Raw genomic sequence first — 26,889 nt, 5'->3', positions numbered from 1 at the left:
TAAAATTTTAATATTCTAGTGTTAGAATCTTGTTCTGCAAATATAAACAATTATTTCTGTTAATCTGAATTAAATTTTGTTAATTTTTAGAAAACATACGGGCTACTTTTTCAGCCTTTTTTGTTTCGGTGTAGTCATAGAAACCTTCTCCTGATTTCACTCCTAATTTCCCTGCCATTACCATATTTACCAATAGTGGACATGGGGCGTACTTTGGATTCTTAAAACCATCATACATTACATTAAGAATTGCTAAACAAACATCTAGACCTATAAAATCCGCTAGTTGTAGCGGTCCCATAGGATGTGCCATACCTAACTTCATCACGGTGTCTATTTCTTCAACTCCAGCTACATTATTATATAAAGTTTCTATAGCTTCGTTTATCATTGGCATTAGGATTCTATTGGCTACAAAACCTGGATAATCGTTAACTTCTACAGGCACCTTTGATAAGTCTTTTGACATTTTATAAACCGCATCGAAAGTTTCTTTAGAAGTAGAATAGCCTTTGATAATTTCCACCAATTTCATAATAGGAACAGGATTCATAAAATGCATTCCGATGACTTTATCAGGTCTTTGTGTTACCGCCGCAATCTGAGTAATGGATATAGATGATGTATTGGTGGCAAGAATGCAATGCTCTGGAGCTAAAGTATCTATTTGTTTAAAGATATTCAATTTTAACTCTGTATTTTCAGTTGCGGCTTCCACAATCAGATCTGCATCTTTAACAGCACTTTCTAAGGAAGTATTTTTAGTAATATTGTTTAGTGTTTCTTCTTTTTGAGCTTCGGTAAGATATCCTTTAGAAATAATTCTATCTAAATTTTTAGAAATAGTATCAACACCTTTATCTAGAGCTTCCTGCGAAATATCTACTAAATTTACCTTAAAACCATTTTGAGCAAAGGTATGAGCTATCCCATTTCCCATTGTCCCAGCTCCAATTACTACAATATTTTTCATTTTTGATTTAATTATAAATTTCAGTCACTAAAAATAATACAAATTCTTAATAGACACAAATAAAAAAGAGAGAGTAATTAAAACTCTCTCTTTAATATTGATAACAAAAAAATTAAACATTTATTTTACTTGATCTACAACAGCTTTGAATGCTTCAGGATGATTCATTGCAAGGTCTGCAAGAACTTTTCTGTTCAATTCAATGTTGTTCTTTTTAAGAGCTCCCATAAACTGAGAGTAAGACATTCCGTATTCTCTGCATCCTGCGTTGATACGCATAATCCAAAGGCTTCTGAAATTTCTTTTCTTCTCTTTTCTACCACGGTAGGCATATTGCATTGCCTTTTCCACGGCATTTTTAGCAACAGTCCAAACGTTTTTTCTTCTACCGAAAAAACCTTTAGCTTGTTTCATTACTTTTTTTCTGCGTGCTCTTGACGCTACAGAATTTACTGATCTTGGCATAATTTAATAATTTGTTTTTTTGAAATGGGCGAAGTTTTAACGCTTTCTTAGTGGCACCATTTCAGGGTTAAACTTGTTTGAATTTTTTGAATTCTTATAAACCGAATAACTGATTTATAAAAACTACTTGATAGCTAATTGCTTCAAAACGCTTTTCTCGTCAGATGAATGAACATAAGAAGTTTGCGTAAGATTTCTCTTTTGCTTAGTTTCCTTCTTAGTCAAGATGTGACTTTTGTAAGCATTTTTTCTTTTGATTTTACCAGTTCCGGTAAGAGCAAAACGCTTCTTAGCTCCTGATTTCGTTTTTAATTTTGGCATTTTTTTGCTTTTTTATCGTTTTGTTATCAATATATGTTTATTTTGTTTTTTTAGGACTCATCATCATAATCATTCTTTTGCCCTCTAGTTTAGGTAGCTGATCTACTTTTCCTACGTGCTCTAAATCTTGAGCAAGTTTTAATAAAAGTATTTCTCCTTGATCTTTGAAAACAATAGAACGACCTTTAAAAAACACATAGGTCTTAAGTTTAGAGCCTTCTTCTAAGAACTTTTCGGCGTGTTTTTTCTTGAATTCGTAGTCGTGGTCATCGGTTTGGGGTCCAAAACGAATCTCCTTTACCACTACTTTTACTTGTTTAGCCTTAAGTTCTTTTTGTTTCTTCTTCTGCTCATAAAGGAACTTTTTATAATCCATAATACGAGCAATGAAAGGCTCTGCTTTATCAGATATAACTACCAAGTCTAGTTCTTGTTCTTCTGCCAATTCTTTAGCTTTGGCTAGCGGATATATACCTGGTTCTACATTATCCCCTACAAGGCGAACCTCTTTAGCACGGATTTTTTCATTAATCATGTGCGCATCCTCCTGCTGGCGACGCGGTGCTGACCTGTTAATTTTTTTTCTAATTGCTATGGCTTTATATTTTTAATTGTTAAACCTTACTTTACAATCTTTGCTTCATTTTTAAAATATTCCACAAAGCTTTCTATACTCATTTCTCCTAAATCTCCTTCTCCTCTTTTTCTTACAGATACCGTTTGGTTTCCTGCTTCATTCTCTCCTACAATGAGCATGAATGGTATTTTCTTCATTTCTGCATCACGGATTTTTTTACCCGTTTTTTCATTTCTCTCATCTACCAGTCCGCAAATATCGTGATTTTCTAATAATTGTGAAACTTTTTTAGCGTAATCTGTATATTTTTCACTGATTGGAAGTAGTATATACTGGTCTGGATTTAACCAAAGTGGGAAATCACCTGCTGTATTTTCAATTAAAATAGCAATAAATCTTTCCATAGAACCAAAAGGTGCACGGTGAATCATGATAGGACGATGTCTCTCGTTATCACTACCTACATAGGCTAAATCAAATCTTTCAGGAAGGTTATAATCTACCTGTATGGTTCCTAGCTGCCAACTTCTACCCAAAGCATCTTTAACCATAAAATCTAATTTAGGTCCATAAAATGCAGCCTCACCATATTCTACAACAGTGTTGAGTCCCTTGTTCTTAGCCGCCGTAATAATCGCAGACTCTGCTTTCTCCCAGTTTTCTTCAGAACCGATATATTTAGCTCTGTTCTCTTTATCTCTCAATGATACCTGTGCTATAAAGTCTTCAAACCCTAAAGATTTAAACACATAAAGTACCAAGTCTATTACTTTTTCAAACTCCTCTAATAGTTGGTCTGGTGTACAGAATAAATGGGCGTCATCTTGAGTAAATCCTCTTACTCTAGTAAGTCCGTGTAATTCGCCACTTTGTTCATAACGATATACCGTACCGAACTCTGCATATCTTTTAGGTAAATCTTTATAAGACCATTGTTGTGCTTTATAAACTTCACAGTGATGTGGACAGTTCATTGGTTTTAATAAAAACTCCTCTCCTACATGCGGCGTTTTTATTGGTTGGAAGCTGTCTGCTCCATATTTTTCATAATGTCCAGAGGTTTTATATAGTTCTATATTCCCAATGTGTGGAGTCATTACAAATTCGTAACCGCCTTTTCTTTGTGCTTCTGAAAGGAAGCTTTCTAATTTTTTTCTAAGAGCCGCTCCTTTAGGTAACCATAAAGGTAACCCTGCACCTACCTTTTCAGAAAAAGTAAATAAGCCTAGCTCTTTCCCTAGTTTTCTATGGTCTCTACGCTTAGCCTCTTCTAATCTTTCTAGGTATTCTTTAAGGTCTTTTTGTTTAGGGAAAGATATCCCGTAAACTCTCGTTAATTGTGGATTTTTCTCATCACCACGCCAATAGGCTCCTGCAGCATTAAGTATCTTAACTGCTTTGACAATCCCCGTAGAAGGTATATGCCCACCTCTACATAAATCTGTAAAATCGTCGTGAGAACAGAAAGTAATTTCTCCATCATTAAGATTTTCTATCAATTCTGTTTTATATGGGTTGTCAGCATATTCTTTCAAAGCCTCTGCTTTAGAAATAGCATAAAGTTTAAAGGTAGAGTCTTTCTTTGCATTTTCTAGCATTTTTTGCTCTATCTTTTCAAAATCTTTTTCAGATAAAGTTTCCTCTCCAAAATCTACATCGTAGTAGAAACCATTCTCTATAGCAGGACCAATGGTAAGTTTAGCATTTGGATAATACGCCAATATTGCTTGTGCTAAAAGGTGAGCAGAAGAATGCCAAAAAGCCTTCTTTCCCATATCATCATTCCATGTAAGAAGTTGTACCGTAGCATCTTCGGTTATTGGGGTGGTTACCTCCACTTGTTTGTTGTTTACCATGGCTGAAATGGTATTTCTAGCCAACCCTTCACTAATAGATTTTGCTACTTCTAAAGGAGTTACTACTCCTTCAAATTCTCTGATACTTCCATCAGGGAGTGTGATTTTTACCATTATTGTAATATATTTTTAAACAAAATGCAAAATTACAAAAAGTTTTTTATCATAAAAATATATTACTTCAAATTTATATATAAGTCTCTAATGAAGTTTAGAATTTATTCAAAGTAAACAGTTTTCTTAAAAATTTTCAAGTTTGAAGCATTAAACACTTGTTTTTTAATAAAAAAATATTACATTTGCTAAATGAAAACAAACGGTGTAATACAGGAATGGTGGTGTCAAACTCTCAAGCAGGGTCTGAACTTCTATCGTATTTAGCTTTTTTGGTAAGAAAACAAATTTAAGGATAGTAATAAACAATAAAGACTTCTGCGGATTATCGTAGGAGTTTTTTTATTTTAAATTGAATTTTAAAAATGGTTAGAATTAAAACAGAGTCCAAAGTTCTTATGGGAGATTTACACACACCTATGGGAACTTATCTGAAACTTCGTGATATATTTAGAGATACAATTCTTTTGGAGAGTACAGAACATAATGCAGATAACGGTAGCTACTCTTTCATAGGAGTAAATGCGATTGCTGGTATAGAGGTGAATAATTATGAAAATTATGAAATTAAATTTCCCGACCAGCCACCCCAAAAATTAAACTTTCAAGAGGGTGTCCTCCTAACAGATGTTCTCCAAGACTTTGCGGAAAATTTCAAATGTGAAGAAGTGGAAAGTGCTATTGATAAAATGGCTCAAGGCTTTTTTGGCTATACAAGTTATGAAGCTATTCCTTTCTTTGAGTCTATTAAGTTTAAACCTCAAAGCAAAGAAACGGAAATTCCAATTCTTAGATATAGATTTTATCAGTACATCATTGCTTTTAATCATACCAATGATGAAATGAGAATTATAGAGAATAAGATAGAGGGGGTAAATTCGGAAATATCTTATTTAGAAGATATTATCAATCATAAATCTATAGCAGTATATCCGTTTGAAAGCATAGAACAAGAAACTTCTAATCTTGAAGATGCAGAATATCTAGAAATGGTAAAACAGGCTCAAAAACACGCTTTTAGAGGAGATACTTTCCAAATGGTGCTTAGCCGTAGATTTCAGCAAAAATACAGAGGAGATGAGTTCCAAGTGTATAGAGCTTTAAGGAATATCAATCCTTCGCCATATCTATTTTTCTTTGATTATGGTGATTATAAATTGATGGGTTCTAGTCCTGAAAGTCAGTTGATTATCAAAAATAAAAAAGCCATTATTCATCCTATTGCAGGTACTTTTAAAAGAACGGGAAATATTCAGGAAGATTTAGCATCGGCAGAAGACTTGAAAGCCGACCCAAAAGAAAATGCAGAACATACGATGTTGGTAGATTTAGCACGAAATGATCTTAGTAAATTGGGAAAAAATGTTAGCGTTTCTAAACTAAAGGAAATCCAGTTTTTTTCATCAGTTATACATATGGTAAGCGAAGTAACAGCCGAATTAAGCGACAATATCAATCCATACGAAATGATAGCGACTACCTTTCCACAGGGTACATTGAGTGGTGCTCCTAAATACAAGGCTATGGAACTTATTAATTCGTACGAACCTACTTCGAGAGGATATTATGGAGGTTGTATCGGTTTTGTAGGTTTCGATGGGACTTGCAACCAAGCGATTATGATTAGGACTTTTTTAGCCAAGAATAATCACCTTTATTATCAGGCAGGAGCTGGAGTTGTGGCAAAATCTTCTCCAGAAAGCGAACTACAAGAAGTTAATAACAAACTTAATGCCCTAAAAAAAGCTATTAAAAAAGCAGAGACTCTAAATAGAGCTTAAAAATTTAAAGACAAAAAAATGAAAATATTAGTATTTGATAATTATGATAGTTTTACCTATAATTTAGTTCAAATGATAGAGCAAATTACAGGCAATGAGGTAGATGTTTTTAGAAATGATAAAATTCCGTTAGAAGATATAGAGCAATATGATAAAATAATATTGTCCCCAGGTCCCGGTATTCCCAGCGAGGCAGGACGATTGTTAGAGGTTATTAAAACCTACGCATCTACCAAATCTATTTTGGGAGTTTGTCTTGGACAACAAGCCATTGCAGAGGCTTTTGGAGGAAGTTTAGTTAATTTAGATAAAATCTATCACGGTGTGGCTACACAAGCCGAAATTATAAAGTCAGATGCCCTTTTGTTTCAAAATATGCCCAAAAATATAGAAATAGGCAGGTATCATTCTTGGGCTGTAAATCTTGAGGATTTTCCTTCGGAATTAGAAATAACGGCCGTTGATGAGGAAGGTATGATTATGGCACTTCAGCACAAAACTTACGATGTACACGCCGTTCAGTTTCATCCCGAGAGTATTTTAACCCCTTTGGGGAGAACGATTTTAAGTGACTTTCTAAATGCTTCATAGGAGGTATTTGTAAAAAATAAATTATGAAACAAATATTAAACTATCTATTTAATCATCAAACGCTTAGTAAATCAGAGGCGAAGTCTGTTATGATAGAGTTGGCTCAAAATAAATTTAATGAGACCGAAGCCACTGCGTTTATAAGTGTTTTTATGATGAGGGCTATTACTTTAGATGAGTTAATGGGGTTTAGAGAAGCCCTGCTCAATCTGGCTACTCCAGTAGATTTAGGAACTCGAGACTTAGTGGATATTGTAGGCACAGGAGGCGATGGCAAAAATACCTTTAACATTTCTACCTTAGCCTCTTTTATCGTTGCAGGAGCTGGACAAAAAGTAGCGAAACATGGTAATTATGGGGTTTCTTCGGTAAGTGGTTCGTCTAATGTGTTGGAGCTTTTAGGATACCAATTTAAAAATAATTCAGAGGGATTAAAATCAGATTTAGAAAAAGGGAATATCTGTTTTCTTCACGCGCCGTTGTTTCATCCCGCTTTAAAATCAGTAGCACCTCTTAGAAAAGCGTTGGGACTTAGGACTTTCTTTAATTTATTGGGACCTTTAGTTAATCCCGTTCAGCCCAAATACAGTATGATAGGCGTTTATAATTTGGAGATAGCGAGGCTTTATCAGTATTTATTGCAAAAGGAAAATGCCGAATTTATGCTTGTCCACGCCTTAGATGGCTATGATGAAATTAGCCTTACCCAAGACACCAAAGTTTTTGATAAAAATGGAGAATACATCTATTCCGCCGAAGAATTAGGATTTAAAAATATTTCAGAAGACCAAATTTACGGTGGCGAAACCAAAGAGGAAGCGGCAACTATTTTCCTTAATATATTAGACGGCAAAGGTACTCCAGAGCAAAACGCCGTCGTCTTAGCCAATGCCGCAATGGCACTTTATAATACTAAAAAATATGGGGATTATCAAAACTGTTTTGAATTAGCGAAAAAAAGTCTATTGGAAAGAAAAGCTAAAGATTGCCTAAATAAAATAACCGCTTAATGGAACTAAAAAACAAAGATAGATGCGGCTGGGTAACCAATGATGAAATTTACATCAATTACCACGATACAGAATGGGGAGAGCCTGTTTTTGAAGACAAAAAGCTCTTTGAAATGCTTTTGTTGGAAGGGTTTCAGGCGGGATTGAGTTGGATAACCATTTTGAAAAAAAGAGAAAATTTTAGACAAGCCTTTGATGATTTCAACTATACCAAAATCGCCACTTACAACCAAACTAAACTCGAAGAATTATTTCATAACACGGGAATTATCCGCAACAGATTAAAGATAGAATCTTCAGTTAAAAACGCTAAGGTTTTTATAAAAGTTAGAGAAGAGTTTGGTACTTTTTCCCAGTATATATGGCGTTTTGTGGAGCATCAGCCAATTAAAAATGAGTTTAAAAACCTATCGGAAGTACCCGCCTCTACTTCGCTATCGGATAAAATATCCAAAGACTTAAAAAAGCGAGGGTTTAAATTCGTAGGGACTACCATTATTTATGCCTTTATGCAAGCCATCGGTATGGTAAACGACCATGTGCAAACTTGTTACAAACACCCTAAAAACCTAAATTAAATGACCATTTTAGACAAAATAGTAGATTGTAAACTGGACGAAATTCAGCAAGCCAAGAAGCAGACGCCGTTAGAAAAACTCAAGGACACTCCGTTTTTCTATCAGCCTACACGAGGTTTTATTGAGAGTTTAAAATCCAATCCGTATGGAATTATAGCCGAGTTTAAAAGGAAATCGCCCTCTAAAAATAACATCAACATAGAGGCTAAAATCCAAGCGATTTTACCGCTATATAAGGCATACGGAGCGGCTTGTGTGTCTGTATTGACGGATACGCCTTTCTTCGGAGGAAGTTTAACCGATTTGGAGGAAGCCAATGTTTACGATATCCCTTTGCTAAGGAAAGACTTTATTGTTGATGATTATCAAATTTATCAAGCCAAAGCTTACGGTGCAGACTGTATTTTGCTTATAGCCAATATTTTATCCAAATCTCAGATTGAAGACCTTACAGATACAGCACACCTCTTGGGATTAGATGTCTTATTGGAATTTTATAGCGGTGAAGATTTTGATAAATATTATTCCAAATTAAAAATGGTAGGCATTAACAATCGGAACCTCAACACTTTTGAAGTGGATTACGAACACGCCATTAGAATGCGAAACCAATTGCCTGAAGGCACTTTAGGCGTTGCCGAAAGTGCCATTTATAGTCCTGAAATTTATAAAAAACTAAAAAACAATGGTTTTGATGCTTTTTTAATGGGCGAATATTTTATGAAGCAAAACCATGTTGGAATGGCTTTACAATCTTTTATTGAATAAACTCGTTGTGCATTTTAAATAATACTGATTTTTAGATGATTTAATTTTCTTTGGAAGATAAATTTATTGATATATTGAATAACCGTTGCGGCGGTTATTTTACTGATTATCCTTGTTTTAAAGCCTTCAAAAGTTTTAGCATAGTTTCTTTTAATCATAAATTGGTCGCAAAGTTGAGAGAAAAATGTCTCAATTCGTTTTCGCTTTTTCTTGTACAATGAAAATTGAGGAATATAATCTTTCTGATTACTTCTCATTGGTGTATCTAATTTAATATTAGCATAGTTAAATAAATCTATTTGAACTTTTGCTGATAAATAGCCTCTATCTCCAATTAAAGTACAGTTTCGCATTTGCTCACCAATATCTTTTAAATAGTGGATGTCGTGAACGGATGCAGGGCTTATATCAAAATTCTTAATCACACCATTTAAAGAACATACTGCGTGTAGTTTATAGCCATAGAAATATAATTTCTGTGAAGCACAATAACCATATGTTGGTGAAGAATAGGATTGCTCTTTACAAATTTTTGAACGAGTAGAACGAGCATTTTCACAAACTTTCATTGGCATGCTATCAACGATAAAAATATCTTCAAACTCATTGAACTCCATCGAAATACGCTGTCTAATTTGCTCTGTTTGTAGGGATAGTCTTCGTTTTCGCTTATTGTAAACACTTCTTTCAATTTTGTTTATCAGAGAGTTTGGCAATTTTCTAAATAACTGTAATTCGCTATCAATACTCAAGTATTCAGCAGTAATATTAAGACTTATGACTTCTAAATCGCTCATTTTAGGTGTTCTTCTCTGATAACTAATCAGTTGATTTTCTGAAAAAAGTCCTAAAACTTCCAAAATTCTTTCATATATTTGCTCTATGTTGTTCATTTATATCGTTTTATAGCAAAAACAATATACTGATTTTCAGTCTAATAAACAACTCTTGTTTTTTTCATTTCATAATGCACAACGGGTTTGAAGAAATAAAATAAAAAATGAAACCAGCACCTAAAATAAAAGTTTGTGGACTTACCGATTTGAATCAAATTCGGGAAATTATAGATTTAGAAATAGATTATCTCGGCTTTATATTTTACGAAAAATCACCAAGATATGTATTAAACCATTTAGCACCAAAGGAAATTGCTTCGCTAAACCATAGGCAAAAAGTGGGTGTTTTCGTAAATGAAACCACCGAAAAAATAGTGCAAATCATTACGGAAGCTCGACTTAATTTGGTTCAACTGCACGGCGATGAAACCTCTGATTTTATTCGTGATTTAAAGAGTAAACTCCCACAAGAAACGCAAATTATAAAAGTGATACGGGTGGGAGAAACTATGCCTGACATTTCGGATTTTTCAGAACTATCTGAAATAGATTTTTTACTTTTTGACACGGATAGCAAAGCCTTTGGCGGAACAGGCAAACGATTTGATTGGCAACTATTAAATGAGTTAAACCTTACAAAACCTTATTTTTTAAGCGGTGGTATTTCTAATGAGAACATTGGCAAAATCTCAATTATTAAACAAAAACCAATCGCTTTAGACCTCAATAGTAAATTTGAAATTTCCGCAGGCAATAAAGAGGTGGAGCTTATTAAAAATTTTAAATTAAGTTTGTATCAATAGAAATAGATTAAAATGAATTATCAAAATCCAGATAAAGAAGGATATTACGGTGAATTTGGCGGTGCTTTTATTGCCGAAATGCTCTACCCTAATGTTAAAGAATTACAAGACAAATACCTGGAAATCATTTATTCGGAAGATTTTCAGAAGGAGTTTAAAGAGTTATTAAAAAACTATGTGGGGCGAGAAACACCATTGTATTTTGCCCCCAATTTGAGCCGACAATATGGCACTAAAATCTACCTTAAAAGAGAAGATTTAAACCATACAGGAGCCCATAAAATCAATAATGCTTTAGGACAAGCTCTTTTAGCAAAAAAGTTGGGTAAACAGCGTATCATAGCCGAAACAGGTGCTGGACAACACGGCGTTGCCACTGCTACGGCGTGTGCTTTGCTCGGCTTGGAGTGTATTGTTTATATGGGCGAAATAGATATTGCCCGACAAGCTCCTAATGTGGCCAGAATGAAGATGTTGGGTGCTAAAGTTGTTCCTGCGACTTCGGGTTCCAAAACTTTAAAAGACGCTGTAAACGAGGCTTTAAGAGATTGGATAAATAATCCTACAACCACCCATTATATTATAGGTAGCGTGGTTGGTCCTCACCCTTTCCCTGATTTGGTGGCAAGGTTTCAGTCTGTTATTTCAGAGGAAATTAAAGTCCAATTACAAGAACAGGAAGGCAGAGATTATCCCGACCACCTCATTGCGTGTGTGGGCGGCGGTAGTAATGCCGCAGGGACTTTTTATCATTTCGTGAATAATGAAAAAGTCAATATCATTGCGGCAGAAGCTGGTGGTTTGGGCGTTCATTCCGGAGAAACTGCTGCAACAACGGCTTTGGGGAGCATTGGCGTTTTGCACGGCAGTCAGAGTTTGGTTATTCAGACCAAAGACGGACAAGTGATTGAGCCCTACTCTATTTCTGCGGGATTAGATTATCCGGGGATTGGACCGATGCACGCCAATCTTTACCAACAAAAACGAGCCGAATTTTTAAGCATCAACGATGATGAAGCTCTAAAATCCGCATTTAATCTGACTAAAACAGAAGGTATTATTCCAGCGTTAGAAAGTGCCCACGCCTTGGCGGTTTTGGATAAAAAGAAGTTTGGAAAAGAAGACATTGTTGTCATCTGCCTAAGTGGTAGAGGCGATAAGGATATGGAAACTTATTTAAGCTATCTAAATATTTAATCTATGAAAAGTAATATTATCCATATTGTAGTAAGAATAGTTATTCTAATTTTATCTTGGATTTTAGCTCTTCCTATGGCTTATTCTTATTTAGATTACACGGCTCCTGACAGGCGTTGTGGCACGGGAGACGTGGGACCTATTTTTTTTCTTATTACTTTGTTTTCATTCCTATGGTTTGTTGCAATGATTATAGAAGCTATCATACTAAATAAGAAAAAGAAAATAGTGAAAAGAAATATCAATCTTATTATAATTGGTTGTTTAGCTATACTATTTTTAATTTGTACTCTTTTACCTTAAAATATTCTAAATGAAAAAATTAAACATATACTTTACATCAGGTATTCCTCAGCTGGAAGATACTGCAGAAATCATTAAAACAATTCAAGAAGCTGGGGCTGATATGATGGAGATTGGTATGCCTTATAGCGACCCTGTTGCCGATGGTGAGGTGATACAACAAGCTCACATTAAAGCCTTAGAAAACGGAATGTCAATAGAGAAACTCTTTGAACAGTTAGCAAAAATTAAGGGCGAAATTAGTATTCCAATAATCTTGATGGGCTATATTAACCCTGTGCTTTCTTATGGCTTTGAGAAGTTTTGTCAGAAATGCCAAGAAACAGGCGTTAATGGACTGATTATCCCCGACCTCCCTCCTATTGAGTTTGAAAAAAAATACCAAACCATTCTCAAAAAGTTTAATCTAAACTTTACCTTTTTAGTAACACCAGAAACATCTAACGAGCGAATTTTGTATTTGGATAGTTTAAGCTCTGGATTTTTGTATGCCGTGAGTTCTTCGTCCACAACGGGCAACGAGTCCAAAACATTGAAAAATGAAGATTACCTTAATCGATTAGCCTCATTACCACTGAAAAATCCACTAATGATAGGCTTTGGGATTAAAAATAAAACCGACTTTATCACAGTTACCGAACAAGCCGATGGCGGTATTATAGGCACTGCATTTGTGAAAATTCTTTTAGAAGAATCTGATTGGAAAGAAAAAGCTAAAGTTTTTATACAAAGTATTAAATCTTAGTGTTTTGTTATTTTTGTGTAGCCCAAAGTACAATTACAAAAAACGATGTAGAAATAAATGACTAAACAATGAACTTGTACACAAAATATTTAGAAAAACTAAAAACAGAAAACATTTTGGTGGATATTTATACCGATAATTATGATGAATCTGATTATGGTTTTATAATTGACTTTAATGATGACTTTTTGTTAATTGAAAAATTTGATAAAGAATGCAATTATGACGGTTTAACGATTCTTTTAAGGCACAATATTACACGAATAAGATGGTCAGGAAATGATCTTGAAAGTGTTACAAAACTTATAGACTCAACCCAAAGGATAAAAAATAAGGTAAATATAAATTTAGAATCAATTCAGACAATTTTAGAAAGTGTAAATCAACTTTATAATCATCTAACGGTTCATATTCAAGATATTAACAGCAGTGTTTGTTTCATAGGAGAAATTCACGAAATGGATAACAGCTCGGTTGTGATTCACGAATTTGGAACGATGTCTTCATTGGACAGAAAGTTTATACTTTTGTCACTTGGCGATATTACAAGAGTTGATGTGAATGGTCAATATGAAAGAAATCTAAAGAAATTATTCAGAAAAAGCTAGTATATATAATTCAAAAAGTCATTTATTGTATCCCAAAAATTCCACATAAATAGCATGAAAAGTTTTTCAATAATTTTAACTTTACTATTATTAACTTCTTGCTCTGTAACACAAAAGTAAAAAGAAAATCTTAAAAATGAACTATCTCTAATTTTAAAGTCCGACCAAGAATTAAGAGAACTTTTTACACCTGATTTGAAACCTGAAAGGAAAAATGAAATCTTAAAATCCTATAATATTTCTGAAGATAAATTTCAAAAATTAGGTTGGAATTTAACTGCAAAAAATGATAGCATAAACTTAATCAAAATTGAAAAAATAATAAAGAAATATGGCTATCCAGGAAAAAAACTTGTGGGGGAAAAATTAAATACTGCGGCTTGGTATGTAATTCAACACTCAAAACTACCTGTAATTGAGAAATATTATCCATTAATGGTACAAGCAAGTGAAAATGGAGATTTAGGAAAACAACACATTGCGATGATGAAAGATAGAATGCTAATGTATCAAGGAAAAGAACAAATTTATGGAACTCAAGGTGCAGGAAGACTGTTTATAAATCCTGAAACTAAAAAAGAAGAGTGGGTAAATTTTATTTGGCCAATTAAAAATCCTGAAAATGTTAATGAGTTAAGAAAGTCAATGAATATAAAAACATCTATAGAAGATTACGCTAAATCTATGGGAATAGACTATTCTAAAAAATATACATTAGATGAAATAGAAAAACTCACAAAAAAATAAAGGTGTAACAGCTAATATAGTTTTTATAAAAGGTAGCCATTTTTATTCCAAAAAAAATATTTTACTTCCACTAATTTGTTTAATTTAGCTGCTAGAATCTAACAAAATGATTTGGTAGAACTAAAAAGCTCCCCATAAATATTCAATTAACGTATGAAAAAGATAAAATTTGTAGTATTTGCATTATGGTCTGTGGTAATTTCTGCCCAATTTACAGATTATGATATAGTAAAAGAAGTTAAAACTCACAATAAAAGTGTGGTGGTTTCGGCTCATCCTCTTGCCAGTGAAGCAGGTGTTTTAGTATTAAGAAAAGGCGGTAATGCCTTTGATGCTGCTATTGCTACACAGTATGCTTTAGCTGTGGTTTATCCTCAGGCAGGTAACATAGGTGGTGGTGGTTTTTTAGTAGCGGTAAAATCTAACGGAGAAAAAATAGCCATAGACTTTAGAGAAACGGCACCAGCCAAGGCACATAGAGATATGTATTTGGATAAAAAAGGTATTGCCAGTACAGATTTATCACAAAACGGACGACTAGCTGTAGGAATACCAGGCTCGATAGCAGGGTTTTATGAAACTCTAAAATACGCTTCTCTCCCAATGGAAGTACTGATACAACCTGCTATAGATTTGGCAGAGAAAGGCTTTGCTATCACGGAAAAAGAAGCTAATCTACTTAATGAATGCCAAAAAGATTTTATAAAACATAATAAGAACTCCATTGTTTTCGTAAAAGAGCAACCTTGGAAGGCAGGAGATGTATTGGTACAAAAAGACTTAGCAGAAACACTTAAGAGAATACAAAAATTTGGTAAAAAAGGCTTCTACGAAGGTAAAACGGCTCAATTAATAGTTGAAGAAATGAAGAGAGGTAACGGTATTATTAGTTTAGAAGATTTAAAAAATTATCAAGTTAAAAATCGTAAACCTTTAACTTTTGATTACAAAGGACACCAACTAGTCTCTATGCCCTTACCGTCAAGTGGCGGGATATTGTTAGCTCAGATGTTGAAAATGTCGGCTTATGAAAATCTTGCTCAATATCAATATGCCTCTCCAGAAGCAGTTCAGATTATGGTAGAAGCAGAACGCCGTGCCTATGCAGACAGAGCAGAATATATGGGCGATCCTGATTTTATTGAAGATAAAACAGAAATGCTACTTTCGGATGCCTATCTTAAGAAACGCTGGGCGTCGTTTAATATGTCTAAAGCAACGCCTAGTGCAGAGGTTGGTAAGATAGTTAACCCTAATCAAGAAAGTACTCAAACAACACATATTTCTATTTTAGATAAAGAAGGAAATGCGGTTTCTGTAACTACGACGCTTAATGGGTACTATGGTAGCAAAGTAGTAGTTTCTGGTGCTGGTTTCTTTTTAAATAATGAAATGGACGATTTCTCCATCAAACCTGGAGTTCCTAACTTATTTGGAGCAGTAGGCGGAGAAGCTAATGCTATTAAAGCAGGTAAAAGAATGTTGTCTTCTATGACGCCAAGTATTTTATTAAAAGATAATAAACCTGTAATGGTGGTAGGAACACCTGGTGGAACTACGATACCTACTTCTGTATTTCAAGCTATTGTAAATGTTGTAGATTTTAAATTAAGTCCAAACTTAGCGATTAACCTGCCAAAGTTCCATCATCAATGGTTACCAGAAAACATCGCAGTTGAAAAGGATTTCTCTAAAGCTACGATAAAATCTTTAGAACAAAAAGGCTATACCTTTAAAGAACGAGGAAGTATTGGTAAAACAGAAATTGTTCTGAAAGATGAAAACGGTAATATCACTGCTGTAGCCGATAGCAGAGGCGACGATGCCGTAGCTGTAGAATAAAATATAATTATACTTTAACTTATATAACGACTGTCTATTGAGGCAGTCGTTTTTTAATAAATAGAAATAAATAACTTTCTTGCAACCTGTAGAACATAATTATAATTTTTTATAACATTTTATTATAATTCCAAGCAGCAACAAAGACTCCTGCTGTCTCCGTTCTTAATCTTTGATTGCCTAACGATACTGCTTGTACACCTTTTTCTAGTAATAATTCTATCTCTGATAGACTAAAATCGCCTTCAGGACCAATTAAAAAACAAACTGTATCAACTAAAGGAATTTCGGATAATGATACTCGCTTAAATGCTTTATCACAATGAGCTACAAAAGTATTTTCGGTAGTTTGAGTTTGCATAAAGCTAGTGAATTTCTGTAAATCATTAACCTTTGGAAAATGATACCTCAAACTCTGTTTAGATGCGGCTATAACTTTTTTCTGAATTTTATCTATATTGATATGTTTGCGTTCAGATTTCTCCGTCAATAAAAATGAAATTTCGGAAATGCCCATTTCGGTAGCTTTTTCTACAAAAAACTCTGTACGGTCTATATTTTTAGTAGGAGCTATTGCAATATGCAAATAAGGCGAAAACTGCGGTGTCTCTGTCTTGATTTCTAAAATATCCAGTTCTACTTTTTTTCCTTCAAATACAAGGTTGCCCTTTGCTACATTACCCTTTCCATCGGTTACATAAATCTCCTCTGCTTCCTTCATTCTCAAAACCTTTGATATATGATGTTGTTCATCAGCATCAATTATCACTCTATCATTTAAAATTTCTCCAAAAAATAATTTCATATCAAAAGGTTTTACTTTACATTTAACTCATATCTTGCAGTAGCCGTTGTAGAAAGGTTGGCAAACTCTCCCCTTTCGTATTTTAGTTGGGCTACCATTGCTATCATTGCAGCATTGTCCGTAGTATATTCAAATTTGGGAATATAGATATTCCAACCTAACTTTTGTTCGTTTTCTCTCATAGCTTGTCTCAAGGCAGAGTTAGCCGAAACCCCACCAGCTATCGCTATTTCTTTAATGCCTAAATCACTAGCAGCTTTCTCTAGTTTTGTCATCAATATTTCAATAATATTTTTCTGAACAGATGCACACAAATCATCTATATTTTCATTGACAAACTGAGGATTTTTCTTTAATTCTTTTTGTATAAAGTACAACACCGAAGTTTTAATTCCGCTAAAAGAATAGTCGTAGCCCTCTAGTTTAGGCTTATTAAATGTAAATGCATTAGGATTTCCATTTTGAGATTTCTTATCTATGATAGGTCCAGCAGGATAATCTAAATCAAATATTTTTCCTATTTTATCAAAGGCTTCACCTGCGGCATCATCTATGGTTTTCCCAATAATTTCCATATCAAAATAGTCTTTAACCAAGACAATCATTGTATGCCCACCACTTACTGTAAGGCATAAAAAAGGAAACTTGGGCGGATTAGGATTGGCATCTTCTATAAAATGAGCCAAAATATGAGCCTGAAGGTGATTAACCTCTATCAATGGAACTTCCAAACTCATTGCTAAAGACTTCGCAAAGGAAGTTCCTACCAGTAAAGAGCCCAAAAGTCCAGGACCTCTCGTAAAACCTATGGCACAAATCTCATTTTGTTGTATATTTGCTTTTTGTATAGATTGCTCTATGACAGGAATGATATTTTGCTGATGTGCCCTAGAGGCCAGCTCTGGCACCACGCCACCGTACTCATTATGAATGGCTTGAGTAGCGGCTACATTAGAAAGAATTTTTCTACCAGAAATAATAGCGGCAGAAGTATCATCACAAGAGGATTCTATACCTAAGATAATAGATTGTTTCATAATTATGGCAAATTTAAATAATAATAACGATAACAAAAAAGATAATCCTATTTCTAATAAAATAAATGAGGCGGAACAACATATAGAAAAGAAAGTACAAGAAACCAAAGAGTTTTTAAAAGATGCTATAGAAAACCCTAAAGAAACCGCCGAAGAATTTGCAAAACAAGCCGCTAAAGATGTTACCAGCTACTCTTGGTGGGCTAAACTTTTGTTGGTACTTTTTTGGACGCTCTTATCTTTATTTGCTATTGGATTTATTGCCATAAATCTACCTGTTACTAAAAATTGGCTTACCCAAAAGGTGGTAAAGAAACTCAACCAAGACCTTAATACCCAAATAGCTTTTGAAAAAATAGACCTTAATTATTTTGGAGATGTTACGCTACATAAAGTAACTGTAAAAGACCATAAAGGTTATCAATTTATTAAGGCTAAAGAGTTGTACGCAGATTCAGACTGGTTTTCTATTTTAGCAAATTCTAGACATATCAAGTTCCAATCACTATCTATCAAAAACTTGGATATGAAAGTGATTACCTACAAAGGTGATAGCATTCCTAACTTTATCCGTTTTGTAGAGCTTTTCGATAATGGCAAAAAACCAGACCCAAATAAACCTCCATTTCAACTTAAAACTCGTGTAATTATTGAGGATTCCAAACTTTCTATCGTCAATCAGAATCACCCAGGAGACGAGGGAAGATGGCTAGATGCCGAAAATTTAAACTTGATAATCCCTGAGTTAAAAGTTAAAGGTCCGGAAGTTAGTGCTAAAGTAAATCAATTTAGAATGACGACCAAAAGATGGGGCAAAAAACACTTTTTGGATACTTTCTCTACGGATTTTTCTCTAACCAAAGAGGCTCTTTTCTTAGACGATTTACTCATCAATACTGACCACAGCTTGCTACACGGAAGTTTAAAATTTAATCTTAACAATGGTACTTGGGCAGACTTTGGTAACAAAGTAAAATGGGATATGCAGATGAAAAAAGGTAGCCAAATAAGTGGTTATGACATCAGTTACTTTGTAAGAGATTGGGATAACTACAAGCCCATCAGTACCTCAGGAAATATGACTGGCGTACTCAATAACTTTACTCTAAATCAATTTGCCATAGGTGATAATGATTCTAAAATAGTTTCATCATCTATAAAGGTTGCCAAAATACTAGACAAAAGTTTCTCCGTAGAAACCAATAGTATCTCTACAGACCTTACTTATAAAGGGCTAAAAAGTTTATTCCCTAGTTTTATTTCAAAAAAAATGGGTAATGTGGCTGATGATTTTGGTAGAATAAAATATAATGGTATGCTAAAAGCTAATCCTGAACAAATTGCTCTTAGAGGAAATTTAATTTCAGGTGTTGGGCAGGCAAAAATAGACCGTTTTACTCTAAGAGAATATAGTAAAGTTCCTAAGTATAATGGCTTATTAGAAGTTACTAATCTGAATGTAGCCACTATTACCAAAAATCCACAGGTTGGGCTTATTTCTGGTCGATTTGATTTAGATGGAGAAAGCTTTGATATCAATCAAATGAAACTCAGAACCAAGTCTAACATCAGGCGTATAGAACTGTTAGATAAAACCCTCAATAATCTGGTTTTAGACGGATATCTTAACAAAAAACGCTACGAAGGTATTGTAAACATAAATGATGAAAATGCGCAAGCAAATGTTAAAGGTATTTTTGATTTTAGTACTCTTAGATTGTATGCCAATGTAACAGCAGACATCAACCATTTGAACGCCAGCTATTTCTCTGGAAGTTCTGAAAGACAGATAATAAGTGGATATGTAGATACAGAAGTGTTTATGAAGGATATTAACGATATGCAACTAAACGCTCATCTTAGAGATGTTAAAGTTTTATCCAAAGACCAAAAAATAGCTCTTCCAACAGGAGATGTTAAAGCTTATTTTGAGGACGGAAAAAGAATTGTATCCGTAAACGCACCTAATGTAGTAGAAGGTAAAGTTGCAGGAAAATTCAATTTGGGAGACATAGGTGGTATGGTGCAAAATAGTATAAGCAAACTACTGGTTACTAATCAACCTAAACGCCTATATAGAGGGCAATATTTAGATTTAGACTTCAAAATTTCACAAGGACTTATCAACTTTTTTGAACCTAATTTGAGAGTAAGTAACATACTCTCTGTATCTGGAAGTTATGACGGCAATAGTAATGATTTACTATTAAATGCAGATACTAGCTATTTAAAATATATCATTGGTAAAAAAGAAACCGAAAAGGTAAACCAAATTTTAGCAGAAACAGATGTTAAGTATAATATAAAATCTCCTGCTAAAAAGGATAGCATCATGATTGATGGATTAGCACTTAAAATAGATACCAAAAGTAGAGAAGATAATTTCTCTTTGGAAATGAACCGTGCTGAATACAATAAAAATATCCTTAAAAATGCCAGTATTATAGGCAAAAATCCTGATGGAGAACATCTACATCTTGCCATAAGATTTTTACATGGCACCGATAAAGATGAGAAGGAAGATGCTATGAAATCTTACGCGGTTAATCTTAATCAAACGACTAATGCAAACGGTGATTATATTATAAGATTCGAGCCTACCGAGGTTAAACTCAATAGCTTTGTGTGGAATGTAGACACTTCGCCAGAGCTTAATCACTCTATTACCTACAGAAAAAAAACAGGATTTATAGACATTGAAAATCTAAAATTTTATTCCGACGACAGTGAAGTTTTAGTTAATGGTACTTATAAAGATGCTAAAAACATCAATGCTAATATTGATGTTAAAAATGTTAATCTCTCTAAAGTATTAGCCTTAAAAGAAGGTAGCTCCGACTTAAATATTAAGGGTAACGCTAACGGAACCATAAAACTAGCTATCCTCAAAAATAATATAGAACCTATTGTAGATTTAAAAGTAGATGGTTTCTCTATACATGACAAAAACTTAGGAGATTTACTAATCAATGCAGAGAAAACCGAGCGTCCTAACATTTTTGATGTAAATGTTAAAGTAACTTCTTCAGAAATTTTCGGAAATGATAAGCTCAGAATCTTTGGAAAAGTAGATAATAATACGCCTTCTCCTAGTCTAGACCTTACCGCTGATTTAAATAAATTTGATTTAGCATTTGTACAAGAATTTGTAAAAGCTGTATTTAGCAACTTTAGAGGTAATGCTAGTGGACAGCTTAAGATAAATGGTACTGTAGACGACATCAATTATAGTGGAGATATAGCCTTATCTAAATTTGGTTTTAAACTCAATTTCTCAGGCGTAGATTATTACTTTGATGACACCGTTATCCCTTTATCAAAAGGTTTTGCCACCCTCAATAATATTGGAATAAGTGATGGTAGAACTAGTTCTAAAGGTAGTGTTTCTGGAGCTATCCAGTTTGATAATATTGCGTCTATGGGGCTCAACCTCATTATCAGGACGGATAATTTAATGCTTCTTAATACCACTCAAAGAGATTTTGATGTTTTTTGGGGAAGAGTTTACGGTACAGGAGATATATTTGTAGATGGTGCTGTTACAGCTCTTAACATCAATGCTAGAACAAAAGTTTTAAATAATAGTGTATTTACACTTAATAGTAACTCGGCAACTTCGGTAGATGAATTTAAAATGCTTCGTTTTGTAGAACGAAATGAAGACGGGCAACTCACTGTAGCCAAAAGAGAAAAATCTGGAGCAAATATGAATATAGATTTAGCCCTAGATGTAGATAGAGGCTCTACCGTAAATGTATTGGTAGGAGATGATATAGGAGATATTAGTGTGAGAGGAACTGCAGAAAATCTGAGGTTCAGAATGAACAGAAACGGGCAAATGTCTATGAACGGAACATATATAGTAGATAATGGTACATATGTTTCAAAAGCAATACTAGAACGCTCTTTTCAAATTGCAAAAGGAAGTAGCATTTCTTGGGATAATAATGTAATGAATCCAGCACTCAATATTTCGGCAAACTATTATAGAACTGTAACCAATTTGGGAGAGTACCTTAATACAGGAAAACTTCCTCCTGTAAATGTAATGCTAGAAACTAAAATCACACAATCATTGTCTAACCCTGATATTCAGTTTGATATAAAGACACCTGATGTTTCTAGTCAGATTAAAGAAGCTCTTGCTTTTAGAATGAGTACCCCAGATGAAAAAATCATTCAGTTCGGTTCTATTCTAGCACTTAACAATTTCAATGTAGCTAACACAGGAGGCCTTACATTTGATGTAGGAAGTACTGTAACTTCCCAAGGATACGCTCTTCTAATGAAGCAGCTTGGTGCGGTACTTAATACCATTAGTAATCAGTTCCAAATAGATTTGGATTATATCCGCGGAGATCAAGCTACCAATACCGCTGATAGAGCTTCTGGTAGATTAAGCTTTATCCTTTCTCCTAGAGTTAATATTAAAACAGGATTAGGTGTTCCTATCGCAAGAAACCAAAACGCAGAAGCAAATAATTTTCTTTCTGGAGAAGGAATTATAGAGTATGATTGGTCTAAAAGTAATGATGGTAGTCGTATCTTAAGAGCCTACTCTAAACCTTCTAATATTTCTAATATTGTGGGACAAAACGCAGGAGCTAACCAATCTTGGGGAGGCGGTGTGGTTTATAGTAAAAGTTTCAATCGTTTCTTCAGTAGAAAGAAAAAAGATAGTTTCAAAGCTAAGGAAACTACGGACAGTACTAAGACAAAATAAATTTGTTAAATTTTTCTCAAAAAAATTAACATAAAATGTCAAAATTTAATAACTAAGTTATTCGTTTTTTTTCGTAATTTTGTAAAAATAAAACTCAAATTTTGATAATAAAGTAAAAATATTTAATACTATGGATTACCGTTTGGACGAAATAGACAAAAGCATTTTAGATTATTTAGTACAAAATACAAGAATGCCTTTTACAGAAATAGCAAAAAATCTTAATGTTTCTGCAGGAACCATACATGTAAGAGTTAAGAAAATGGAAGACGCAGGAATTATTTTAGGCTCTTCTCTGAAAATAGATTACGAGAAACTAGACTATACTTTTACCGCATTTATAGGAATACTATTAACTAAATCTAATAGAACCCAAGAAGTGTTGAAACAATTAGAAAAAATCCCTAACATTATAGAAACTAGTGTAGTATCTGGTAGATACAACATTTTCTGTAAAATGAAAGCCAAAAATACAGAAGATGCTAAGAATGTCATCTACCAAATAGACGACATTGAAGATGTTACCAGAACAGAAAGTATGATTTCTATGGAAGAGTATCTAAGTGATAAAAACAGACTAATACAAGCTGTTAAAGCTTAATAAACTTATTTTTTTATAAGAAGCCTTTGTTTTATCAAAGGCTTTTTTTAATTTTACGGAATGGAAGACAGAAACTACTTTAATGATGAGCCTAAAAAAACTAATAGCTTTTATATAGCTATTGGAGTTTTAGCTATATTTACTCTTATGGGGTTGGGTATTGATATAGATGAGTTCTCTCAGCACGAAAGTATCAATATACCTACTTGGTATTTTTACCTTATATTCGGAGTAGATTTATTAGCATTAGTTGGGCTTTTTCTTATCATATTGTATAGAAAAATAGGTATCTTTTTATTCCCCTTAGCTGTAATAGCCCATTTTATTCTACATCAGTTTTATCTTTCTACCTTCCTATACACAGATGTTACCAATCTATTTTTATATGTAGGACTGGGGCTATTGATGATTATCCCTAAATGGCAATACTTTAAATAATCCATCTAGTTATGTTTTCTAAAGCGTGCGAATATGCCATTAGGTCTGCCATTTGCATTGCCCAAAAAAGACTAAACAATCAAAGGGTTAATGTAAAAGAAATTTCAGCGTCTATTGATGCTCCTGTAGCTTTTATTGCCAAAATACTACAACAGCTCTGTAAGGCTAATATCATAGAGTCTGTAAGAGGGCACCAAGGTGGATTTTCTATTGATATAGAACGACTTAAAGAAATTAAAATCTACGACATTATTGTCGCCATAGATGGAAGTGGACTTTTTACCAAGTGTGGACTAGGACTAAAAGAATGCTCATCTGTAAATCCTTGCCCTGTACACAATGATTTTAGAGAAATAAAAGCCAAATTAGAGAACATTACTAAAAGTTACTCTCTCTACGATTTAGCTTTAAAGACAGAACAAGGTTTAGCTTGGCTAAAAATTTAGATTTTTTATCTAGTAGCACCAATAACAAACACAGCTGGAATTTTGTGTAAATCAGGTTTTTCCTTTTTCCAGTTTTTAATTTCTTTTGTTTTAATAAACTCCTCACTAGGGTGAGTAACATTAGCCGCAATACAAAGCTTAGTATTAGGATTTAGAAACTTACACAAATCTTCCAAAAGTTGATTGTTTCTATAAGGTGTTTCCATAAAAATTTGTGTATATCCTGTCTTTTGAACCTGCTGCTCCAAAAACAAAATTTGTTTTTTTCGCTCCACTTTATCTATAGGAAGATAACCATTAAAAGTGAAATTTTGCCCATTAAATCCACTTGAAATAAGAGCCAAAATAATAGATGAAGGTCCACTAATAGGCACTACCTGAATATCATTTTGATGCGCCCATTTTACCATAATATTACCAGGGTCGGCAATACATGGCAATCCAGCCTCAGATAAAAGCCCAAAATCTGTCCCCTGTTTCATCAAGAGTGTTGCTTCCTGCAAATCTTTCTCTTCGGAATGTTTATTGAGTAAAAATAGCCTGAGTTCTGACTGTTTTTTTTCAGGGCAAAAAAACTTAATTACCTTTCTTGCTGTTTTTTCATTCTCTACAAAAAAATAATCAGTCTTTAAGATATAATCCTTTATAATAGGAGCAAAGTATTCCTTTGGACTTTCTTCTGACAAATAGGCAGGTATAAGAAATAACATTATAAACGAGGTTTTAAATTAAGTTCCAAAATATTCTATCACAAGCTTTATCCAACATATGATACACCTTTTCAAAGCCACCTACACCACCATAATAAGGGTCTGGTACTTCGGCATTATTTTCTAGAATAAGTACTAGTTTTTGGCGTTGCTCCTCATTTTCTGCTAAAGCCATAGCATCTTTGTAGTTTTGCTTATCCATACAGTAAATTCGGTCAAAAATTTCAAAATCTTCCTTCACTAAAGGGCGAGATCTATGACCGTTAATATCAATACCGTAAAAATCGGCAGTCTGGATAGATCTTGGATCTGCCTCAGCTCCTTCATGATAAGCACTTGTCCCTGCTGAATCTATAAAATACTCTTCTGATATTTTAGCCCTTAGAATACCTTCTGCTAAAGGACTTCTGCATATATTACCCAAACAAAGCATTAAAATTTTCATAACCAATATTTTTACTAAATTGAAAAGGATTACCCTAAAACTACGAACGCCCTAAGATAATCCCTTTTCTAATACTAACCTAAAAAATCAAAATTATTTTCTTATTTTCTCCTTCAATTCTTTTATGTACTTTCGCATTTGTTTATCTACCTCTGCCGTATTTTTAACCGTATCACAAGCATACATTACCGTAGAATGGTCTTTACCTCCCATTTCCTCACCTATCTTCGTAAAGGTTGCATCTGTAAATTCCTTTGCGAAATACATAGCCAACTGTCTTGGTAATGCAATATCTCTCTTTCTAGTTTTAGATAATAATTGCTCTCTCTTGATACCAAAATAATCACAAACCACTTCTTGAATGTAAGGAATACTAATAACTTTCTTTTGGTTAGCTGATATTTTATTGATTGTCTCCTTCAATAAGTCTAAAGTTAAATCAGACTTATAAATAGTAGAATAAGCAATAACTGCATTGATAACACCAATCAACTCTCTAACATTAGATTGTACCTCACCCGCTAAGAAGTCTATCATATCCTCACTAAGAACAATACCATCTCTATGGAGTTTATCCACTATAATTTTTCTTCTAGTATCGTAATCAGGTGATTTAATTTCTGCCGTAAGTCCCCATTTGAAACGAGATACTACTCGCTCCTCAATATCCATAATATCTGCTGGAGCTTTATCCGAAGTAAGGATAATTTGCTTTCCATTTTGGTGCAAATAGTCAAAAATATGGAAGAATGAGTCTTGTGTTGCTTTTTTACCAGATAAAAACTGAATATCATCTACAATAAGTACATCTAACATCTTATAGAAGTTAGCAAAGTCTTCTCTGCTATTAGCATTACCTCTGTTAGAGTTAGCCGCCTTTATAAACTGTTGTATAAATTTCTCAGATGATAAATAATGTACAACTTTATCTGGATATGTATTTTTGATTTCTAAACCAATTGCTTGGGCAATATGTGTCTTCCCTACTCCAACACCACCATAGATAAACATTGGGTTAAAAGAAGTTTCTCCAGGTCTTTTGGCTATAATTTTAGCAGCAGAAAAAGCGAACTTATTACTTTCTCCCTCCACAAAATTATCAAATGAATGTACTGGATTGAGATTAGACTCTACACTTATCTTTTTTAAACCAGGTACTACCAAAGGATTTTGTATCTTACCAGACAAAGACGGTGGCATAATTTCCTGTGGTTTTGGTGCTGGTGTACTCATACCTTTTATATGAGCAGTTGGCTGCTGTACCTGTTGATTTTCTTGAGATTTTTTATCTAGTACAGAATACCACAACTTAACACCTTTACCTATATTTTTTCTAAGAGCTGCTGACAATAATGGCAAATAGTTTTCCTCTATGTATTCTTTATAAAAATCACTAGGAACACCTATGGTCAAATTGTTATTAACTAATGATATTGGCTGTACTCTATCAAACAACAAATGGAATGAGCTGCCTAGTTTACCCATAGCATCTCCTTGCTCCATAGCATTAAGATTATCCTTCATAAATTGTAGGCATCTATCCCAAATAATGAATAAATCTTGCTCCAT

At 33.8% G+C, this 26,889-nt stretch carries 27 protein-coding genes; 16 read left to right on the top strand and 11 right to left on the bottom strand.

Annotated elements, in window-relative coordinates; genetic code table 11:
* Window positions 1–79 precede the first annotated feature (79 nt).
* The 5 genes from VIX88_RS00135 to thrS all read right to left on the bottom strand — a co-directional run bounded on the left by VIX88_RS00135 (window position 80) and on the right by thrS (window position 4,306).
* Window positions 80–973 (bottom strand): 3-hydroxybutyryl-CoA dehydrogenase, encoded by an 894-nt coding sequence (locus tag VIX88_RS00135; RefSeq protein ID WP_014938699.1) that lies wholly within the window; start codon window positions 971–973, stop codon window positions 80–82.
* A 120-nt stretch (window positions 974–1,093) separates the two neighbouring features.
* Window positions 1,094–1,438 (bottom strand): 50S ribosomal protein L20, encoded by a 345-nt coding sequence (rplT, locus tag VIX88_RS00130; protein ID WP_004918977.1) that lies wholly within the window; start codon window positions 1,436–1,438, stop codon window positions 1,094–1,096.
* 123 nt (window positions 1,439–1,561) lie between these two features.
* The gene (gene rpmI / locus VIX88_RS00125; protein WP_004918979.1) at window positions 1,562–1,759 is read right to left on the bottom strand and encodes a 50S ribosomal protein L35; all 198 of its coding nucleotides are present in this window, start codon (window positions 1,757–1,759) and stop codon (window positions 1,562–1,564) included.
* Between the two features lie 37 nt (window positions 1,760–1,796).
* Complete coding sequence (gene infC / locus VIX88_RS00120; protein WP_064969550.1) at window positions 1,797–2,294, bottom strand: translation initiation factor IF-3; 498 nt, start codon at window positions 2,292–2,294, stop codon at window positions 1,797–1,799.
* An 86-nt stretch (window positions 2,295–2,380) separates the two neighbouring features.
* Window positions 2,381–4,306: a threonine--tRNA ligase gene (gene thrS, locus VIX88_RS00115; RefSeq protein ID WP_214193935.1), complete on the bottom strand. Its 1,926-nt coding sequence runs from the start codon at window positions 4,304–4,306 to the stop codon at window positions 2,381–2,383.
* Window positions 4,307–4,671: 365 nt separating this feature from the next.
* Here thrS and VIX88_RS00110 point away from each other — a divergent pair, with 365 nt between their 5' ends.
* Genes VIX88_RS00110 through trpC form a run of 5 tightly spaced genes read left to right on the top strand, consistent with a single transcriptional unit; the run spans window position 4,672 to window position 9,034 of the window.
* Window positions 4,672–6,087, top strand: a complete 1,416-nt coding sequence (locus tag VIX88_RS00110) for an anthranilate synthase component I family protein (protein ID WP_064969548.1) — start codon at window positions 4,672–4,674, stop codon at window positions 6,085–6,087.
* Between the two features lie 18 nt (window positions 6,088–6,105).
* The gene (locus tag VIX88_RS00105) at window positions 6,106–6,678 is read left to right on the top strand and encodes an anthranilate synthase component II (RefSeq protein WP_064969547.1); all 573 of its coding nucleotides are present in this window, start codon (window positions 6,106–6,108) and stop codon (window positions 6,676–6,678) included.
* 23 nt (window positions 6,679–6,701) lie between these two features.
* Window positions 6,702–7,688: an anthranilate phosphoribosyltransferase gene (gene trpD, locus VIX88_RS00100; RefSeq protein WP_064969546.1), complete on the top strand. Its 987-nt coding sequence runs from the start codon at window positions 6,702–6,704 to the stop codon at window positions 7,686–7,688.
* Window positions 7,688–8,266: a DNA-3-methyladenine glycosylase I gene (locus VIX88_RS00095; RefSeq protein WP_064969545.1), complete on the top strand. Its 579-nt coding sequence runs from the start codon at window positions 7,688–7,690 to the stop codon at window positions 8,264–8,266. Before trpD ends, VIX88_RS00095 begins: the two co-directional genes overlap by 1 nt.
* The gene (gene trpC, locus VIX88_RS00090) at window positions 8,267–9,034 is read left to right on the top strand and encodes an indole-3-glycerol phosphate synthase TrpC (protein WP_064969544.1); all 768 of its coding nucleotides are present in this window, start codon (window positions 8,267–8,269) and stop codon (window positions 9,032–9,034) included.
* A 14-nt stretch (window positions 9,035–9,048) separates the two neighbouring features.
* Here the strand turns inward: trpC and VIX88_RS00085 are convergent, their stop codons facing one another.
* Window positions 9,049–9,927 carry an IS982-like element ISRa1 family transposase gene (locus VIX88_RS00085; protein ID WP_127919822.1) on the bottom strand — a complete coding sequence of 293 codons (879 nt, stop codon included), beginning with the start codon at window positions 9,925–9,927 and terminating at the stop codon, window positions 9,049–9,051.
* Between the two features lie 107 nt (window positions 9,928–10,034).
* Between VIX88_RS00085 and VIX88_RS00080 the strand changes: the two genes are divergently transcribed.
* The 7 genes from VIX88_RS00080 (at window position 10,035) to ggt (ending at window position 16,115) form a co-directional block, all read left to right on the top strand.
* Window positions 10,035–10,673: a phosphoribosylanthranilate isomerase gene (locus VIX88_RS00080; protein ID WP_064971322.1), complete on the top strand. Its 639-nt coding sequence runs from the start codon at window positions 10,035–10,037 to the stop codon at window positions 10,671–10,673.
* Window positions 10,674–10,685: 12 nt separating this feature from the next.
* Complete coding sequence (trpB, locus tag VIX88_RS00075; protein ID WP_079208080.1) at window positions 10,686–11,870, top strand: tryptophan synthase subunit beta; 1,185 nt, start codon at window positions 10,686–10,688, stop codon at window positions 11,868–11,870.
* Between the two features lie 3 nt (window positions 11,871–11,873).
* On the top strand, window positions 11,874–12,173 hold the full coding sequence (locus VIX88_RS00070) for a hypothetical protein (protein WP_079208082.1): 300 nt from the start codon (window positions 11,874–11,876) through the stop codon (window positions 12,171–12,173).
* Between the two features lie 10 nt (window positions 12,174–12,183).
* Entirely contained in the window at window positions 12,184–12,918 is a 735-nt protein-coding gene (trpA, locus tag VIX88_RS00065) for a tryptophan synthase subunit alpha (RefSeq protein ID WP_079208084.1), read from the top strand.
* A 68-nt stretch (window positions 12,919–12,986) separates the two neighbouring features.
* On the top strand, window positions 12,987–13,526 hold the full coding sequence (locus VIX88_RS00060; protein ID WP_153926539.1) for a hypothetical protein: 540 nt from the start codon (window positions 12,987–12,989) through the stop codon (window positions 13,524–13,526).
* A 195-nt stretch (window positions 13,527–13,721) separates the two neighbouring features.
* The gene (locus VIX88_RS00055; RefSeq protein WP_225908238.1) at window positions 13,722–14,273 is read left to right on the top strand and encodes a DUF6624 domain-containing protein; all 552 of its coding nucleotides are present in this window, start codon (window positions 13,722–13,724) and stop codon (window positions 14,271–14,273) included.
* 153 nt (window positions 14,274–14,426) lie between these two features.
* Window positions 14,427–16,115: a gamma-glutamyltransferase gene (gene ggt / locus VIX88_RS00050; protein ID WP_109474924.1), complete on the top strand. Its 1,689-nt coding sequence runs from the start codon at window positions 14,427–14,429 to the stop codon at window positions 16,113–16,115.
* Between the two features lie 109 nt (window positions 16,116–16,224).
* Here the strand turns inward: ggt and VIX88_RS00045 are convergent, their stop codons facing one another.
* Both VIX88_RS00045 and tsaD read right to left on the bottom strand, forming a co-directional pair.
* Window positions 16,225–16,920 carry an RsmE family RNA methyltransferase gene (locus VIX88_RS00045; RefSeq protein ID WP_153926538.1) on the bottom strand — a complete coding sequence of 232 codons (696 nt, stop codon included), beginning with the start codon at window positions 16,918–16,920 and terminating at the stop codon, window positions 16,225–16,227.
* An 11-nt stretch (window positions 16,921–16,931) separates the two neighbouring features.
* Window positions 16,932–17,957, bottom strand: a complete 1,026-nt coding sequence (gene tsaD / locus VIX88_RS00040; protein WP_109474922.1) for a tRNA (adenosine(37)-N6)-threonylcarbamoyltransferase complex transferase subunit TsaD — start codon at window positions 17,955–17,957, stop codon at window positions 16,932–16,934.
* 4 nt (window positions 17,958–17,961) lie between these two features.
* Between tsaD and VIX88_RS00035 the strand changes: the two genes are divergently transcribed.
* The 4 genes from VIX88_RS00035 to VIX88_RS00020 all read left to right on the top strand — a co-directional run bounded on the left by VIX88_RS00035 (window position 17,962) and on the right by VIX88_RS00020 (window position 24,165).
* Window positions 17,962–22,680: a translocation/assembly module TamB domain-containing protein gene (locus VIX88_RS00035; RefSeq protein WP_214193934.1), complete on the top strand. Its 4,719-nt coding sequence runs from the start codon at window positions 17,962–17,964 to the stop codon at window positions 22,678–22,680.
* Between the two features lie 130 nt (window positions 22,681–22,810).
* Window positions 22,811–23,281 (top strand): Lrp/AsnC family transcriptional regulator, encoded by a 471-nt coding sequence (locus VIX88_RS00030; protein ID WP_109474920.1) that lies wholly within the window; start codon window positions 22,811–22,813, stop codon window positions 23,279–23,281.
* A 60-nt stretch (window positions 23,282–23,341) separates the two neighbouring features.
* Window positions 23,342–23,719, top strand: coding sequence for a hypothetical protein (locus VIX88_RS00025; protein WP_079208363.1), 378 nt, complete (start codon window positions 23,342–23,344; stop codon window positions 23,717–23,719).
* A gap of 11 nt (window positions 23,720–23,730) precedes the next feature.
* Window positions 23,731–24,165, top strand: a complete 435-nt coding sequence (locus VIX88_RS00020; protein WP_214193933.1) for an RrF2 family transcriptional regulator — start codon at window positions 23,731–23,733, stop codon at window positions 24,163–24,165.
* Window positions 24,166–24,170: 5 nt separating this feature from the next.
* Here VIX88_RS00020 and VIX88_RS00015 read toward each other — a convergent pair whose 3' ends face one another.
* The 3 genes from VIX88_RS00015 to dnaA form a co-directional block, all read right to left on the bottom strand.
* Entirely contained in the window at window positions 24,171–24,875 is a 705-nt protein-coding gene (locus VIX88_RS00015; RefSeq protein ID WP_109474919.1) for an SAM-dependent methyltransferase, read from the bottom strand.
* A 13-nt stretch (window positions 24,876–24,888) separates the two neighbouring features.
* Window positions 24,889–25,320: a low molecular weight protein-tyrosine-phosphatase gene (locus VIX88_RS00010; protein ID WP_214193932.1), complete on the bottom strand. Its 432-nt coding sequence runs from the start codon at window positions 25,318–25,320 to the stop codon at window positions 24,889–24,891.
* Window positions 25,321–25,413: 93 nt separating this feature from the next.
* Window positions 25,414–26,889, bottom strand: a complete 1,476-nt coding sequence (gene dnaA / locus VIX88_RS00005; RefSeq protein ID WP_214193931.1) for a chromosomal replication initiator protein DnaA — start codon at window positions 26,887–26,889, stop codon at window positions 25,414–25,416.

This window comes from Riemerella anatipestifer (genome assembly GCF_035666175.1).
GTDB lineage: Bacteria > Bacteroidota > Bacteroidia > Flavobacteriales > Weeksellaceae > Riemerella > Riemerella anatipestifer_D.
Note: the sequence above shows the minus strand (reverse complement) of the source record. Positions and strands in the feature narration are given on the sequence as shown.

What these genes read in the sequence shown, in the direction of transcription:
- VIX88_RS00135 (WP_014938699.1), bottom strand. Translation starts at nt 973, where the DNA reads ATGAAAAATATTGTAGTAATTGGAGCTGGGACAATGGGAAATGGGATA.
- rplT (WP_004918977.1), bottom strand. Translation starts at nt 1,438, where the DNA reads ATGCCAAGATCAGTAAATTCTGTAGCGTCAAGAGCACGCAGAAAAAAA.
- rpmI (WP_004918979.1), bottom strand. Translation starts at nt 1,759, where the DNA reads ATGCCAAAATTAAAAACGAAATCAGGAGCTAAGAAGCGTTTTGCTCTT.
- infC (WP_064969550.1), bottom strand. Translation starts at nt 2,294, where the DNA reads ATGATTAATGAAAAAATCCGTGCTAAAGAGGTTCGCCTTGTAGGGGAT.
- thrS (WP_214193935.1), bottom strand. Translation starts at nt 4,306, where the DNA reads ATGGTAAAAATCACACTCCCTGATGGAAGTATCAGAGAATTTGAAGGA.
- VIX88_RS00110 (WP_064969548.1), top strand. Translation starts at nt 4,672, where the DNA reads ATGGTTAGAATTAAAACAGAGTCCAAAGTTCTTATGGGAGATTTACAC.
- VIX88_RS00105 (WP_064969547.1), top strand. Translation starts at nt 6,106, where the DNA reads ATGAAAATATTAGTATTTGATAATTATGATAGTTTTACCTATAATTTA.
- trpD (WP_064969546.1), top strand. Translation starts at nt 6,702, where the DNA reads ATGAAACAAATATTAAACTATCTATTTAATCATCAAACGCTTAGTAAA.
- VIX88_RS00095 (WP_064969545.1), top strand. Translation starts at nt 7,688, where the DNA reads ATGGAACTAAAAAACAAAGATAGATGCGGCTGGGTAACCAATGATGAA.
- trpC (WP_064969544.1), top strand. Translation starts at nt 8,267, where the DNA reads ATGACCATTTTAGACAAAATAGTAGATTGTAAACTGGACGAAATTCAG.
- VIX88_RS00085 (WP_127919822.1), bottom strand. Translation starts at nt 9,927, where the DNA reads ATGAACAACATAGAGCAAATATATGAAAGAATTTTGGAAGTTTTAGGA.
- VIX88_RS00080 (WP_064971322.1), top strand. Translation starts at nt 10,035, where the DNA reads ATGAAACCAGCACCTAAAATAAAAGTTTGTGGACTTACCGATTTGAAT.
- trpB (WP_079208080.1), top strand. Translation starts at nt 10,686, where the DNA reads ATGAATTATCAAAATCCAGATAAAGAAGGATATTACGGTGAATTTGGC.
- VIX88_RS00070 (WP_079208082.1), top strand. Translation starts at nt 11,874, where the DNA reads ATGAAAAGTAATATTATCCATATTGTAGTAAGAATAGTTATTCTAATT.
- trpA (WP_079208084.1), top strand. Translation starts at nt 12,184, where the DNA reads ATGAAAAAATTAAACATATACTTTACATCAGGTATTCCTCAGCTGGAA.
- VIX88_RS00060 (WP_153926539.1), top strand. Translation starts at nt 12,987, where the DNA reads ATGAACTTGTACACAAAATATTTAGAAAAACTAAAAACAGAAAACATT.
- ggt (WP_109474924.1), top strand. Translation starts at nt 14,427, where the DNA reads ATGAAAAAGATAAAATTTGTAGTATTTGCATTATGGTCTGTGGTAATT.
- VIX88_RS00045 (WP_153926538.1), bottom strand. Translation starts at nt 16,920, where the DNA reads ATGAAATTATTTTTTGGAGAAATTTTAAATGATAGAGTGATAATTGAT.
- tsaD (WP_109474922.1), bottom strand. Translation starts at nt 17,957, where the DNA reads ATGAAACAATCTATTATCTTAGGTATAGAATCCTCTTGTGATGATACT.
- VIX88_RS00035 (WP_214193934.1), top strand. Translation starts at nt 17,962, where the DNA reads ATGGCAAATTTAAATAATAATAACGATAACAAAAAAGATAATCCTATT.
- VIX88_RS00030 (WP_109474920.1), top strand. Translation starts at nt 22,811, where the DNA reads ATGGATTACCGTTTGGACGAAATAGACAAAAGCATTTTAGATTATTTA.
- VIX88_RS00025 (WP_079208363.1), top strand. Translation starts at nt 23,342, where the DNA reads ATGGAAGACAGAAACTACTTTAATGATGAGCCTAAAAAAACTAATAGC.
- VIX88_RS00020 (WP_214193933.1), top strand. Translation starts at nt 23,731, where the DNA reads ATGTTTTCTAAAGCGTGCGAATATGCCATTAGGTCTGCCATTTGCATT.
- VIX88_RS00015 (WP_109474919.1), bottom strand. Translation starts at nt 24,875, where the DNA reads ATGTTATTTCTTATACCTGCCTATTTGTCAGAAGAAAGTCCAAAGGAA.
- VIX88_RS00010 (WP_214193932.1), bottom strand. Translation starts at nt 25,320, where the DNA reads ATGAAAATTTTAATGCTTTGTTTGGGTAATATATGCAGAAGTCCTTTA.
- dnaA (WP_214193931.1), bottom strand. Translation starts at nt 26,889, where the DNA reads ATGGAGCAAGATTTATTCATTATTTGGGATAGATGCCTACAATTTATG.